Raw genomic sequence first — 13,129 nt, 5'->3', positions numbered from 1 at the left:
AACCTCACCTAGCAAGCGCACTGTCGACTTACTTGTCACTCAGCGAGGAGCTTCAAGCTAATGAAAACCCCGAGATTCCTGCTTCCGGCTGCCACTGCCGGCATTCTGGCCCTGACGTTGTCCGCCTGTGGCGGTGGAGGTGGAGGGGGCACCACCGGGGGCGGCGGTGGAGGCGGTGACGCCAGCGCCAACCTCGACGGCCGCGGCCCCATCACTTACGTCCAGGGCAAAGACAACAGCAACGTGGTGCGCCCCCTGGTGGACAAGTGGAACGCGGCCCACCCGAACGAAAAAGTCACTTTCAAGGAACAGACCGACCAGGCCGACCAGCAGCATGACGACCTTGTCCAGCACTTCCAGGCAAAGCAGTCGGATTACGACGTCGTGGATGTGGACGTCGTCTGGACCGCTGAATTCGCAGCCAAGGGCTGGCTGCAGCCGCTGAAGGACAAGATGGCGATCGACACCAGCGCCATGCTCAAGCCGACTGTGGACAGCGCAACCTACAAGGGCACCCTGTATGCGGCCCCGAAAACCTCGGACGGCGGCATCCTTTACTACCGGAAAGACCTGGTACCCACCCCTCCCAAGACCTGGGACGAGATGATGGGCATGTGCTCCATCGCCAAGCAGAACAACATCGGATGCTACGCGGGCCAGTTCAGCAAGTATGAGGGCCTCACGGTCAATGCGTCCGAGGCCATTAACTCCGCCGGCGGTTCCGTCCTGGACAAGGACGGCAAGCCCAACTTGAACACTGCCGAGGCCAAGGCCGGCCTGGGGAACCTGGCCAAGGCCTACGCTGACGGCAACATTCCCAAGGAAGCCATCACGTACAAGGAAGAGGACAGCCGCCAGGCGTTCCAGAGCGGTAAGCTCCTGTTCCTGCGCAACTGGCCCTACGCCTTCAACCTGATCACTACTGAAGGTTCGTCGGCCGTCAAGGACAAGACGGGGCTGGCTGCACTCCCGGGCAAGGATGGACCTGGGGCATCCTCACTCGGCGGCCACAACCTTGCCACCAGCGTGTACTCCAAGAACAAGGCAACTGCCCTTGACTTCATGAAGTTCATGACCTCGGCGGAGACCGAGAAGTTTTACGCTACCCAGGGCTCGTTGGCTCCGGTTCTCGGATCGCTGTATGACGACCAGGAACTCGTTGCCAAGCTGCCCTACCTGCCGGTGCTGAAGACGTCCATCCAGAATGCCGTTCCGCGTCCCGTAACGCCGTTCTACCCGGCAGTCACCAAGGCAATCCAAGACAATGCCTACCCCGCAATCAAGGGAGAGAAGTCAGTGGAAAGCGCACTTTCAGACATGCAGAAGTCCATCGAATCCGCCGGTGCGGGATCGTAGTTCTGCCATGGCAACCGAACTAGGCCCGACGCCGGTCAAGTCACCGGCGTCGGGCGGCACCCCCGTCCATCACGCGCCCAAGGGTGTAGGGGAAGACAACAGGATTGCAACCCAGGGGCGCTGGGCCTCCTGGCTGCTCGCCCCCACCATCATTGCCCTTGGCATCGTCATCGTTTACCCCATCATCAGCGCCATCGTGATGTCCTTCCAGAAGGACGCCGGGCTGGACCCCGCCACCGGCCTGTTCACTGAAGGCGGCTCCGCGGGCATCCAGAACTACGTGAACTGGCTGGCGCAGCAGTGTTCGGCTCCAAGCGGCGGAACCGTCGCTTGCCCGCCGGGCACGCTGGGAGGCCAGTTCTGGTCTGCCACCGCTACGACCTTCTTCTTTACCATCGTCACGGTGGCATTCGAAACCGTGCTGGGTTTCTGGATGGCCATGATCATGGCCCGTGAATTCCGCGGCCGCAGCCTGGTCCGTGCAGCTGTCCTGGTGCCGTGGGCCATCCCCACCGCCGTGACGGCCAAGCTCTGGTTCTTCATCTTCGCCTTCGAGGGCATTGCCAACAAGCTGTTCAACACCACCATCCTGTGGACGGGCAGCGAATGGCCGGCCAAGTGGGCCGTTGTCATCGCGGACGTTTGGAAGACCACGCCCTTCATGGCTCTGCTGATCCTGGCGGGGCTGCAGATGATTCCGGCGGAAGTCTATGAAGCCGCCAAGGTGGACGGCGCCACTGCCTGGCAGCGGTTCCGCATGATTACCCTGCCCTTGGTCAAGCCCGCGCTGATGGTGGCAGTCCTGTTCCGTACCCTGGATGCGCTTCGCATGTTCGACCTGCCGTACATCCTCACCGGCGGTGCCAACAACACCACCACCTTGTCCATCCTGGTGATCAACCAGATCAGGCAAGGCTTCAACGCGGCAGCTGCCCTGTCCACCATCACGTTCATCATCATCTTCCTGGTCGCCTTCATCTTTGTCCGCTTCCTCGGGGCAAACGTGGTTGAGCAGAGCGGCGCCACAGGAAAGGGGAAGAAATGACCACGGCAACAGCAGACGCCTCGGCGTTGCGGGCCCGGCAGGACAAGGGCCGCAAGGCAGCCCAGAACCGGGAAAAGTGGGCACAGGGCAGGACCTACATCAGTGCGGTCATCGTGCTGCTTTGGTGCCTTGCCCCGGCCTACTGGATGGTGGTCACGGCGTTCCGTGAGGTGGGGTTCACCTACGACACCTCGATCCTCCCCACCCATGTCACCCTGGACAACTTCAAGACTGCCTTCGATACGTCCTTTGGCAACAGGTTTGGGCAGGCGCTGCTGAACAGCGTGTTCATCGGCGGCGTCGTGACGGTGGTGTCCCTGCTGATTGGTGTCTTCGCCGCGTACGCCCTGGCCCGCCTGAACTTCAAGGGCAAGTTCCTGGTCCTCGGCTTCATCCTGGGTGCCTCCATGTTCCCCGGCGTTGCCCTGATCACCCCGCTGTTCCAGCTGTTCACCAACATCGGCTGGATGGGTACGTACCAGGCGCTGATTATCCCGAACATCTCCTTCGTCCTCCCGTTGACGGTCTACACCATGACCTCGTTCTTCCGGGAAATGCCGTGGGAGCTCGAGGAATCAGCCCGCGTGGACGGCTGCACCCAGGGGCAGGCGTTCCGCAAGGTCATCATGCCGCTCGCTGCTCCGGCAATCTTCACCACCGCAATCCTGGCCTTCATTTCCTCGTGGAATGAGTTCCTGATTGCCAGCCAGCTGTCCAGCGACGCAACGCAGCCGGTGACGGTGGCCATCGCCAACTTCGCCGGTGCACAGCCCAACCAGATCCCGTACACGGCCATCATGGCCGCGGGCACCATCGTCACCATCCCGCTGGTGATCCTGGTGCTGGTCTTCCAGCGCAAGATCGTGGCCGGCCTGACGGCAGGTGCTGTTAAGTGATGGGCGCCAGTTCCCGCCCCCGGACCCCGGGGGCGGGAACCCGCAGCCGGTTGGTCCGCTCGGGTGAGGACTTCGACATCATCATCGGCTTCCTCGCATTCTGGGCGCTGGTCCTCCTGGTAGTCACTGTGTGGATGGAAGTTACAGCCCAACCCGCCCTTGGATGGGCGCTGGGCCTCCTGGCCAGCCTGCTGGCCCTGTACGGGATGGTGCGGCTGCGCCGGAAACTTCCAGCCCGACGATAGTGAAGAAGGCACCGGTTACCGGTGGCTGTGACTTTGCACGCAGCCGCCGGTCCGGTTATCACTGCCCGTCCCCGGAATGGAAAAATACAAGGCCGGGGGTAAACGCAGGGCCAGCCGGCCCTACGCCGAAAAGGAGTTAAAAGGGGGACGCGGTGGCACGGACAACGGAAAGGTCCCAGCGGGGCGGCCATAACGGCGTCAGCATCGAAGACGTGGCCGCGGCCGCCGGAGTCTCCACAGCGACCGTCTCCCGCGCGGTCCGCGGACTGCCCCGGGTTTCCCCAGCCACCAGGGAGAAGATCCTGGAAGTGGCCGGAAACCTGGGCTACGTGGCCTCGTCCTCCGCTTCCGGACTGGCCACGGGTCGCACCAAAACCATAGGCGTCCTGGCCCCGTTCGTCAGCCGATGGTTCTTTTCAAAAGCAATCGAGGGCGCGGACCGCGAACTGCACGCCCGGCACTACAACCTCTCCCTCTTCAACCTTGGGGGCCACGGAAGCAACCGCGAGCGGCTCTTCAGCAAGACCATGGTGTACAAGCAGATCGACGCCCTGCTGGTGCTCTGCATGGCCCTCAGCCATGACGAGATCGAACACCTCCAGAAGATCGACATTCCCCTGGTGGTGGTGGGAGGGCACGTCGAGGAGTGCCCCTACATTGGCATCGACGATTACGCCGCCGCGTCCACCGCGGTCCGGCACCTGATCGACCTGGGCCACCGCGACATCGCCTTGCTGCACGGCGACGACGAGACAGACCTGAACTTCGACGTTCCCCGCGTCCGCATCCTGGCATTCAAGGACGTCATGGCCGCAGCCGGTCTGCCCACCCGGCCGGAATGGGACGAATGGGGCGATTTCACCGTGCGCAGTGGCCAGGAGGCCTTCCGCCGGCTGTGGTCGGGTCCGGGACAGAAACCGACGGCTATCTTTTGCGCCTCGGACGAAATGGCCATGGGCGTCATTTTCGAAGCCAACCGCATAGGTGTCAGTGTGCCCGGCGACCTGTCCGTGGTGGGCATCGACAACCACGACTTCGCTGCCGCCATGGGCTTGACCACTGTGGGGCAGCGCCCGGACGAACAAGCCGAACTGGCGACGAAGATGCTGCTGGACGAACTGGACGGCGAGGTCGGGGCTGTCCGCTCCGCAGTGGCGCCCCATGAACTCATCATCCGGCGCACCACGGCGCCTCCCAAGGGCTGAAACCGCCTCAGGAAGCGCGGGCCAGTTGGCGGATGGGAATCCAACGCGAGGCCAGCCGGCGGTAGGCTGCCGCGGCACCGGTCATATCTCCCTCCGCCAGGCATTCGATGCCCAGCCTGATATCCATGGGGGATTCATCCGGGTACACCTTGTCCGCCACGGCCCCGTAGTCCAGTTCCACCATGGAGTTCACGTGGAACAGCTCGAGCCATTCCGTCAGCTGGGCGAGGTCATCGAGCATGTCCAGGTCAGGGGCGGCGAGGGCCAGATTGGCCACTGCGTAGCGGGCCCGCTCCAGGGCATCGGTGATGGGCGCCCAGACGCGCACGGTGAGGATCCGCCCGGCTGCCTCCACCACATCCTTGCGGTCGGACTCCATGAACAGAGAGAACCAGCTGAACGGGATACCCCAGGTGGAGGCCCGCGTGTGCACGCGGACGGATCCGTCCCGGGCCTTCACCAGGTCGATCCGCTCCTGGTGCCGGTCCCGCTGTTCCTCCGGGATCAGCAGTTCGGCCAGCGGGCCGTGAATCCCCTCCATCAGGGCGTTGGCGGCCAGTCCGGCGCGGAGGACCAGTTGGCTGGGGCAATACAGGAGGACTGGCTCATTGCCGGCGTCAGCACCGTCGTCGGCCGTTCCACCGCCCGGTGCCGTGGTGACGCGCACCAGGTCGGTGCGTCCGGTGGGGAAAGGGTCCCCGCCGGAGCGGGTAATCCGTCCCAGCGAGGCGAGCAGTTCAGCGTTTTCGACGGCGGCGCGTGACACGGCCTGTGCGCCCGCCGCCGCGATGGCCGGACGCTGCTCTTCCGGGAAGGCCTCCAGGGGCTCGTAGACGCGCAGCGTGGAGGAGAAAGGCAGGCCGGCCTGGCCCCGGTAGAGGTTCCCCGTCACGACGGTCTCCTTGCATGGGTCCAGGGCGCGGTCATCAGTCGGCCAATTCCACCAGCACGGGGGCGTGGTCAGAGGCACCCTTGCCCTTGCGTTCCTCGCGGTCGATCAAGGCGCCGGTGACACGGGCGGCCAGGGCGGGGGAAGCGAGGATGAAGTCGATCCGCATGCCTTCCTTCTTGGGGAACCGCAGCTGGGTGTAGTCCCAGTACGTGTAGACGCCGGGGCCGGGGGTGTAGGGGCGCACGACATCGGTGTAGCCGGCCGACTCGAAGGCGTGGAACGCTTCCCGCTCCGGCGGGCTGACGTGCGTTGCCCGGTTGGCGATGAACAGGTCGATGTCCCAGACGTCATCGTCGAAGGGCGCGATGTTCCAATCTCCCATCAAGGCCACCTGCGCCTGCGGGTCCTCCGTAACCAGCGCCTGGGCGTGCGTCTTGAGGCTTTCGAGCCACTTGAGCTTGTACGGCATGTGTTCGTCGTCCAGGGAGCGGCCGTTGGGGACGTAGAGGCTCCAGACCCGGACGCCGCCGCAGGTGGCAGCCATGGCGCGGGCTTCCTGCACCGGGTCCTTTCCGGCTTTGCCGAACGAGGGCTGGTCCAGGAACGTCCGTTCCACGTCCTCAAGCCCCACCCGGGAGGCGATGGCAACGCCGTTCCACTGGTTCACCCCGAAATGGGCCACCTCGTAACCCATCCGTTCAAAGAGTTCCCACGGAAAGTTCTCGTCCTTGCATTTGGTCTCCTGGATGGCCAGGACGTCGCAGTCGCTGCGCTGGAGCCAGGCTTCAACGCGGTCGGCGCGGGCACGGAGCGAGTTCACATTCCAGGTAGCTATCTTCACGGTTCCTAACTTACCTTGGCGGCCGCGCGCCCGGTAAAGCCCTCGCGGGCCCGGTCCCGCCGTCCGGCCACGGTTGGTCCCGGGCAGCAGGCGGCGGGTATATTCGCACCAGAATGGCCTGGATCACACGCCGGCCACCACGTGAAGGAGCACCAGCCGATGACCGCAGCCACGGGCACCACAACGGACAGCAGTGCAGGAAACGGCGGCGCGGAGGTGCTTTTTGGCCACCGCGGCCGGCTCGGTGTGGTCACCCTCAACCGGCCCCGGGCGGTCAATGCGCTCACCGAGGGGATGGTGGACCTGCTCCTGCGGCAGCTCACCGCGTGGGTCAAGGACGACGACGTAGCCGCCGTCCTGGTACAGGGCGCCGGGGAGCGTGGCCTGTGCGCGGGCGGTGACATCGTGGCCATCTACCGGGACATCCTTCACGGCGGAACCCGGACTGCTGACTTCTGGCAGACCGAGTACCGGGTGAACTCGCTCATCGCCCGGTACCCCAAGCCGTACGTCGCCCTTATGGACGGGTTGGTCCTTGGCGGTGGGGTGGGTATCTCGGCGCACGGGAACGTCCGCGTGGTCACCGAACGGACCAGGATGGGGATGCCTGAAACCACCATCGGGTTCGCGCCGGACGTCGGCGGCACCTTCCTGCTGTCCCGCGCACCGGGCGAGACGGGAACCCATGCGGCGCTGACCGGCGCCCACCTGGCAGCGGGGGACGCCTTGTTCCTGGGCCTTGCCGACCACTACGTCCCGTCCCAGTCGCTGCCCCGCCTGGTGGCGGAACTGGAATCTGAAACCCCGGAAGCCGTCGTCGCCCGTCATGCTGGGCAGTCCCCGCTTTCTGCCCTGGCCGGGCAGCGGGACTGGATCGATGCCTGCTACGCCACCGACGATGCCGGGGACATCGTTGCCCGGCTCCGGGCATGGACCGGCCCCGGCCGGGAAGACGCTACGGCGGCGGCGGACACCATCGAAGCCAAGTCACCCACGTCGGTCAAAGTCACCCTGGCATCACTGCGCCGGGCCGCGAAGCTGACCCTTGACGAGGCCCTTGCCCAGGAGTACCGGGCCGGGCTGCGGTTCCTTGCCGGCCCTGATTTCCGCGAAGGTATCCGTGCCCAGGTGGTGGACAAGGACAGGAACCCGCAGTGGAAGCCGGCCACGCTGGCAGAGGTGCTGCCGGGCCAGGTGGACAGGTTCTTCCAGCCGCTGGACGGCCGGGAACTGGACCTGCAACCTGGAACGGACCTGGAAGTGACGGAGGCGGACCATGCCTGAGAACGGCAGCGTGGCGTTCCTTGGCCTTGGGCACATGGGCGGTCCCATGGCCTTGAACCTGGTCCGCGCCGGTTACCGGGTGACCGGGTTCGACGTGGTGCCCGCAGCCATGGAAGCGGCACGGGTGCAGGGTGTGCCAGTGGCGGCCACCGCCGTCGAAGCACTTGCCGGCGCCGACGTGGTACTGACCATGTTCCCCAGCGGCCGGCATGTCCTGGACGCTTACCGGGGCAACCCCGGACATCCCGGGCAGCCGGGGGAGCCCGGACTCCTGGCCGCCGCGCCACCGGGAACCATGTTCCTTGACTGCTCCACCATCAACGTCGACGAAGCACGGGAAGCTGCCCGGCTGGCCATTGAAGCGGGCCACCGTTCCGTTGACGCCCCCGTTTCCGGCGGCGTGGTGGGAGCCGAGGCAGGCACTCTGACCTTCATGGCCGGCGGCGACGCGGCGGGCTTCGAGGAAGTGCTGCCGCTCCTGGAAGTGATGGGCAGGCGGGTGGTGCACTGCGGCGCCCACGGAGCCGGACAAGCCGCCAAAATCTGCAACAACATGATCCTGGGCGTCTCGATGATCGCGGTCAGCGAAGCGTTCGTGCTGGGGGAGAAGCTGGGGCTGACGCACCAGGCCCTGTTCGACGTCGCTTCCGCCGCGTCAGGCCAGTGCTGGGCGCTGACCACCAATTGCCCAGTGCCCGGACCGGTGCCCTCCAGCCCGGCCAACAGGGACTACCAGCCGGGTTTTGCCTCCGCCCTCATGGCCAAGGACCTCAACCTTGCCGTCAACGCCCTGGACAGCACCGGGGTGGCGGGACAGATGGGAGCGCTCGCTGCGCGTATTTACGATAGGTTTGCCGCGGAGGGCGGAGCGGGCCGCGACTTCTCCGCCATCATCACGGACATCCGCGGCGCATCGGAGCCGCAGGCCGGGGACGGGCCCGCAGGGGCCGGTGGCACGGAGGTGCCGGGCCGGCGTCCGGCCATAACAGCATACGACGACGGGAGTCCGGAATGACGGAGTACGCCAACATCCTGGTGGAGCAGCAGGGCAGGGTCGGACTGGTGACGCTGAACAGGCCCGCGGCACTGAATGCGCTGAACAAGGCCACCATGGAGGAGGTGGTGGCCGCCGTGACGGCGATGGATTCCGATCCCGGCGTGGGCGCGGTGGTGATCACGGGCTCCGGAAAGGCCTTCGCCGCGGGAGCCGACATCAAAGAGATGGCGGACCAGGGCTACATGGACATGTACGTCGCGGACTGGTTCCGGGGCTGGGAGGAGCTCACCCGGCTGCGGATCCCCACCATCGCGGCGGTGTCCGGCTTCGCCCTGGGCGGCGGCTGCGAACTGGCCATGATGTGCGACCTGATCATCGCCGGGGACAACGCAAAGTTCGGGCAGCCGGAAATCAACCTTGCCGTACTCCCCGGCATGGGCGGCTCGCAGCGCCTGACCAGGGCTGTGGGCAAGGCCAAGGCCATGGACATGATCCTCACCGGACGGTTCATCGACGCGGAGGAAGCGGACCGGTGCGGGCTGCTGTCCCGGGTGGTTCCGGCGGCAGAGGTGGTGTCCGAAGCACTCAAAGTGGCCGGCGTCATCGCCGAAAAGTCAAAGCCCGCGGCGATGGCGGCAAAGGAAGCCGTGAACGCCGCTTTCGAAACCGGGCTGGCCCAGGGAGTGGTGTTCGAACGGCGGCTCTTCCACTCCCTGTTCGCCACGGAGGACCAGAAGGAAGGCATGGCGGCGTTCACGGAAAAGCGCCAGCCGGAATTCAAGCACCGGTAGACCCGGCAGCTGATTCGCCCTGCCCGCAGGCGCCGCCTAGAGGTACTGTGCGGCGAAGCTGTGCAGGGCCGCCCGGACGAAGCGGGCTCCATCAGCCCCGCCGTAATTGGCGGCGAAACGGGGGTCCTCCACGTACATGTCGGCCAGCCCGGTGACGTATCCCCGGACATCGCCGCCGCTCCCAGCGGCAGGTGTTCCCGGGATGGACTTCAGCCACGCGACATGCCGCCCTGCCAGTTCGCGCGCTTCCGGGCCGTCCGCAGGAACGCCCGCAGCCGCAGCAGCCTTCCAGTCCCGGCCAAGCTCCTCCGCGTGGGACTTCCACTCCTGTTTCTCCGCAGCCCCCATGCCACGCCACCACTTATCGGATGCCGCGTAGGCGTCCTTGCCCCACCGTTCTTCAACTTCATCCTTGTACTGCGTGTGGTCGAAGCCCTTGAACATGTCCTCAGCCATCAGCTGGCCTCCTGCCTTTACTGTTTCGATTGTTTGCCGCACGGACTCCGCCTGCCGGGCCAGCCGCTGTTGCTCTTGGCCCAGCCATTCCAGGTGCCGGCCCAGCGCTGCCACCGGATCCGCCTCGCGGTGGAAGACTTCCGCGATGGCCGGCAAACCCAGGCCCAGTTCGCGCAGCAACAGGATCCGCTGCAACTGGAGGAGGGTGGCGCCGTCGTAATAGCGGTAGCCGTTGTGGCCTACCCGGCTGGGCTTCAGCAGGCCGATGTCGTCATAGTGACGGAGCGTGCGGCTGGTGGTGCCGGCGATCCTGGCTACGTCCTGGATGGACCAGTCACTGCCGCCGGTGTTGGAAGAATCCTGCATGCTGCGAGCCTAAGGGTTGACGCTGCGTCAAGGTCAACAACAATGTCAAAACGGCGCCTGGTGTTCAGCCGGTCCGGCGGTCCCGTGGGGCCCGGTGCCTGGCCTGGGCCACAAGCCGGGTGAACGCAAAGACAAAGATGGCCTCAATGAGCACCATGAGGCCCAGCAGGAGCCACTGCTGGCGGCTGATGAAGACGATGCATCCCGTCAGGGCCAGGACGGTTCCCAGGGCAAGCGCATAGGTGGCGAAGCCTACGGCCACGCGGGCGCTGCGGACCCCGGTCCGGAACCCAAAGCCGTGCGGCTCCCCGCCGGGCTGCCCGGGGATGAGGTCCGGCGCTGCTGGGCCGAGGGAGTCGAACTCCTCCCACGGGTCCCTGTCCTGGTCCTGCCGAGTCATGAATCAATTATCCCAAATGTGGGAAGCCGAAGAGTGGCGGCACAAGAAAGCGGCTCCCCCAACTGACGTTGGGGGAGCCGCTGAATGGGGTCCCGGCCTGTGCCGGTGGCCGCCGAAGACTTAGAGCGGGCGGATGTTCTCTGCCTGCGGGCCCTTGGGGCCCTGGGTCACATCGAATTCGACCTTCTGGTTCTCGTCCAGTGAGCGGTAGCCGCTGGTGGCGATTGCCGAGTAGTGGGCGAATACGTCAGCGGACCCGTCATCGGGGGCAATGAAGCCAAAACCCTTTTCGGCGTTGAACCATTTAACTGTGCCTGTTGCCATGGCTGCATTCCTTCATGTGACTCTGATTCTCTCCCCGGAATCGTCCCGGGGTGCGCGGGAGTTAGTCCCCCACAGTCCCCAACGTACGGGGCGCAGGCCCCGGGTGCAAGGGTAGGCGCGATAAAAAGCGCCATTAGCCTGCGCGTTTACACCGATTCCAGGACGCTGACGTAGTTGGCAATGCCCACTCCGCCCATGTTCTGCACAGCCGCCCGGCGCGCCCCCGCGATCTGCATGTCCCCGGCTGTACCGGTGAGCTGCATGGCCGCAATGACGTGCTGGGAGACTCCAGTTGCCCCCACGGGGTGGCCCTTGGCCTTCAGGCCGCCGGAGACGTTGATGGGAAGCTTGCCGTCCTTGAATACCCAGCCTTCCTCGATAGCGCGGGCGCCCTGGCCGGGCTCTGCCAGGCCGATGGCCTCGTACATGAGCAGTTCGGCGATGGTGAAGCAGTCGTGCACCTCGGCAAAATCGAGGTCCGCCAGGCCCACGCCGGCCATCGCCATGGCCCGCTGCCAGGAGGTGCGGGTTGCGGCGAACGCGGTGGGGTCCCTGCGCTCGGCGGGGAAAAAGTCATTGGCCTGGCCGAAGCCCGCGAGCCGGACCGGGGCGGTGGCGCCCCCGGTGGGGGAAACGGACAGCACGACGGCGGCCGCACCGTCGGAGACGGGCGAACAGTCGGTGCGGCGCAGGGGATCGGCCACCATGGGGTTCTTGTCCGAGACGGTCCGGCAGAACTCCTCGCCGAGGTCCTTGCGGAGCTGGGCGTAGGGGTTGTCCACGCCGTTGCGGTGGTTCTTGGCCGCGATGGTGCCCAGGACGTCGGAGACCGGCCCGTACCGCTTCTCGTAGTGCTTCGCGACCTCGGCGAAGAGCCCGGTGAAACCGGTGGTGGAGGGCTTGCCGGCCATGTCATAGTCAGCGCCGAGCAGCGCCGCGCCCACCACGTCCGCACCGGCGTGGGTCATCTTCTCGGCGCCGATCACCAGGACGGTCCGGGCAGTGCCGGCCAGCAGCGACTTGGTGCCCTGCTGGAAGGCGGCAGAGCCGGAGGCGCAGGCGTTTTCGACCCGGGTGGAGGGTACGTTGGCCAGGGCCGGAGAGACCTGCAGGGCCAGCGAAGACGGGAACGCCAGCGGCATCATGCCCGAATTGAACTGGCCGATGTAGATCTCGTCGATCTGCCCGGGTTCGATTCCGGCGTTGCCGATCGCTTCGGTGGCCACCTGGACGATCAGGGACTCGAGGGTCTCCTCCGCCAGCTTGCCAAACCGGCTGTGTCCCCAGCCGGTGAGCAGGACGTCCTTGCCAAACTGTTCCTTCAGGCTCATGCTGCCACGTCCTCGTTATCAAGGCGGACCTCGAAGTCCGCTTCCGTCTTCGTACGGATCTCCTCTTCGGTGACCCCCGGTGCCAGGCGCGTCAGCGTCAGCTGCCGCCCGCCGTCGTCCGTTTTGTACAGGTCGAATACGGCGAGGTCGCTCACGATCCGGTCCACGCAGCTGAGCCCGGTCAGCGGCAGCGTGCACTCGCGGACGATCTTCGCGGTGCCGTCCTTGGCGTTGTGCTCGGTGAGGACCACGACGCGCGGGGTTCCTGCAACCAGGTCCATGGCACCGCCCATGCCCTTGACCATCTTGCCGGGGATGGTCCAGTTGGCCAGGTCCCCGTTGCCGGAGACCTGCATGGCGCCGAGGATGGCTACCTTCACGTGCCCGCCGCGGATCATGCCGAACGAGGTGGCCGAGTCGAAGATGCTGCCGCCCGGCAACACCGTGACAGTCTGCTTGCCGGCATTGATCAGGTCCGCGTCCTCTTCGCCCTCGTAGGGGAACGGGCCCATGCCCAGCAGGCCGTTCTCGCTCTGCAGGACCACCCGCACCCCCTCGGGCAGGTTGTTGGCCACCAGCGTGGGAATGCCGATCCCCAGGTTCACATAGTCGCCGTCGTTCAGTTCCGCGGCCGCGATTGCAGCCATTTCATCCCTGGTCCATCCCATGGGGTTTCTCCTTGGTCTTCTAGCTGTTCTCG

The 13,129-nt window shown here is 65.7% G+C and carries 15 protein-coding genes; 8 read left to right on the top strand and 7 right to left on the bottom strand.

Annotated features, from left to right (window positions below; translation table 11 throughout):
* The first annotated feature begins 60 nt into the window (after positions 1 to 60).
* The 5 genes from PV772_RS07285 to PV772_RS07265 all read left to right on the top strand — a co-directional run bounded on the left by PV772_RS07285 (position 61) and on the right by PV772_RS07265 (position 4,747).
* Positions 61 to 1,356: an ABC transporter substrate-binding protein gene (locus tag PV772_RS07285; protein WP_347885765.1), complete on the top strand. Its 1,296-nt coding sequence runs from the start codon at positions 61 to 63 to the stop codon at positions 1,354 to 1,356.
* Between the two features lie 7 nt (positions 1,357 to 1,363).
* Positions 1,364 to 2,401, top strand: a complete 1,038-nt coding sequence (locus PV772_RS07280) for a sugar ABC transporter permease (protein ID WP_347885764.1) — start codon at positions 1,364 to 1,366, stop codon at positions 2,399 to 2,401.
* On the top strand, positions 2,398 to 3,297 hold the full coding sequence (locus PV772_RS07275; protein WP_109045843.1) for a carbohydrate ABC transporter permease: 900 nt from the start codon (positions 2,398 to 2,400) through the stop codon (positions 3,295 to 3,297). The genes PV772_RS07280 and PV772_RS07275 overlap by 4 nt, the downstream gene beginning before the upstream one ends.
* The gene (locus PV772_RS07270) at positions 3,297 to 3,542 is read left to right on the top strand and encodes a hypothetical protein (protein WP_210411307.1); all 246 of its coding nucleotides are present in this window, start codon (positions 3,297 to 3,299) and stop codon (positions 3,540 to 3,542) included. Before PV772_RS07275 ends, PV772_RS07270 begins: the two co-directional genes overlap by 1 nt.
* 152 nt (positions 3,543 to 3,694) lie before the next feature.
* Complete coding sequence (locus PV772_RS07265) at positions 3,695 to 4,747, top strand: LacI family DNA-binding transcriptional regulator (protein WP_141158330.1); 1,053 nt, start codon at positions 3,695 to 3,697, stop codon at positions 4,745 to 4,747.
* 7 nt (positions 4,748 to 4,754) lie between these two features.
* On the opposite strand, the gene PV772_RS07260 is transcribed toward PV772_RS07265, so the two are convergent.
* Together PV772_RS07260 and PV772_RS07255 are read right to left on the bottom strand one after the other, a co-directional pair.
* Positions 4,755 to 5,639, bottom strand: coding sequence for a hypothetical protein (locus PV772_RS07260; RefSeq protein ID WP_141158329.1), 885 nt, complete (start codon positions 5,637 to 5,639; stop codon positions 4,755 to 4,757).
* 34 nt (positions 5,640 to 5,673) lie between these two features.
* Positions 5,674 to 6,480: an exodeoxyribonuclease III gene (locus tag PV772_RS07255; protein WP_347885763.1), complete on the bottom strand. Its 807-nt coding sequence runs from the start codon at positions 6,478 to 6,480 to the stop codon at positions 5,674 to 5,676.
* A 159-nt stretch (positions 6,481 to 6,639) separates the two neighbouring features.
* On the opposite strand from PV772_RS07255, the gene PV772_RS07250 reads away from it, so the two are divergent.
* Genes PV772_RS07250 through PV772_RS07240 form a run of 3 tightly spaced genes read left to right on the top strand, consistent with a single transcriptional unit; the run spans position 6,640 to position 9,552 of the window.
* The gene (locus tag PV772_RS07250) at positions 6,640 to 7,764 is read left to right on the top strand and encodes an enoyl-CoA hydratase/isomerase family protein (RefSeq protein WP_347885762.1); all 1,125 of its coding nucleotides are present in this window, start codon (positions 6,640 to 6,642) and stop codon (positions 7,762 to 7,764) included.
* Positions 7,757 to 8,779, top strand: coding sequence for a 3-hydroxyisobutyrate dehydrogenase (mmsB, locus tag PV772_RS07245; RefSeq protein ID WP_307360289.1), 1,023 nt, complete (start codon positions 7,757 to 7,759; stop codon positions 8,777 to 8,779). Before PV772_RS07250 ends, mmsB begins: the two co-directional genes overlap by 8 nt.
* On the top strand, positions 8,776 to 9,552 hold the full coding sequence (locus PV772_RS07240) for an enoyl-CoA hydratase (RefSeq protein WP_347885761.1): 777 nt from the start codon (positions 8,776 to 8,778) through the stop codon (positions 9,550 to 9,552). Before mmsB ends, PV772_RS07240 begins: the two co-directional genes overlap by 4 nt.
* A 36-nt stretch (positions 9,553 to 9,588) precedes the next feature.
* On the opposite strand, the gene PV772_RS07235 is transcribed toward PV772_RS07240, so the two are convergent.
* The 5 genes from PV772_RS07235 to PV772_RS07215 form a co-directional block, all read right to left on the bottom strand.
* The gene (locus PV772_RS07235; RefSeq protein WP_347885760.1) at positions 9,589 to 10,374 is read right to left on the bottom strand and encodes a TipAS antibiotic-recognition domain-containing protein; all 786 of its coding nucleotides are present in this window, start codon (positions 10,372 to 10,374) and stop codon (positions 9,589 to 9,591) included.
* A 64-nt stretch (positions 10,375 to 10,438) separates the two neighbouring features.
* Positions 10,439 to 10,774, bottom strand: coding sequence for a hypothetical protein (locus PV772_RS07230; RefSeq protein WP_347885759.1), 336 nt, complete (start codon positions 10,772 to 10,774; stop codon positions 10,439 to 10,441).
* A 120-nt stretch (positions 10,775 to 10,894) separates the two neighbouring features.
* On the bottom strand, positions 10,895 to 11,098 hold the full coding sequence (locus tag PV772_RS07225; RefSeq protein ID WP_009357211.1) for a cold-shock protein: 204 nt from the start codon (positions 11,096 to 11,098) through the stop codon (positions 10,895 to 10,897).
* Between the two features lie 146 nt (positions 11,099 to 11,244).
* Entirely contained in the window at positions 11,245 to 12,429 is a 1,185-nt protein-coding gene (locus PV772_RS07220; protein WP_347885758.1) for an acetyl-CoA acetyltransferase, read from the bottom strand.
* Positions 12,426 to 13,097, bottom strand: coding sequence for a CoA transferase subunit B (locus PV772_RS07215; RefSeq protein ID WP_141158321.1), 672 nt, complete (start codon positions 13,095 to 13,097; stop codon positions 12,426 to 12,428). The genes PV772_RS07220 and PV772_RS07215 overlap by 4 nt, the downstream gene beginning before the upstream one ends.
* Between the last annotated feature and the right edge of the window lie 32 nt (positions 13,098 to 13,129).

This window comes from Pseudarthrobacter sp. CC12, assembly GCF_039907755.1.
Lineage (GTDB): Bacteria > Actinomycetota > Actinomycetes > Actinomycetales > Micrococcaceae > Arthrobacter > Arthrobacter niigatensis.
Note: the sequence above shows the minus strand (reverse complement) of the source record. Positions and strands in the feature narration are given on the sequence as shown.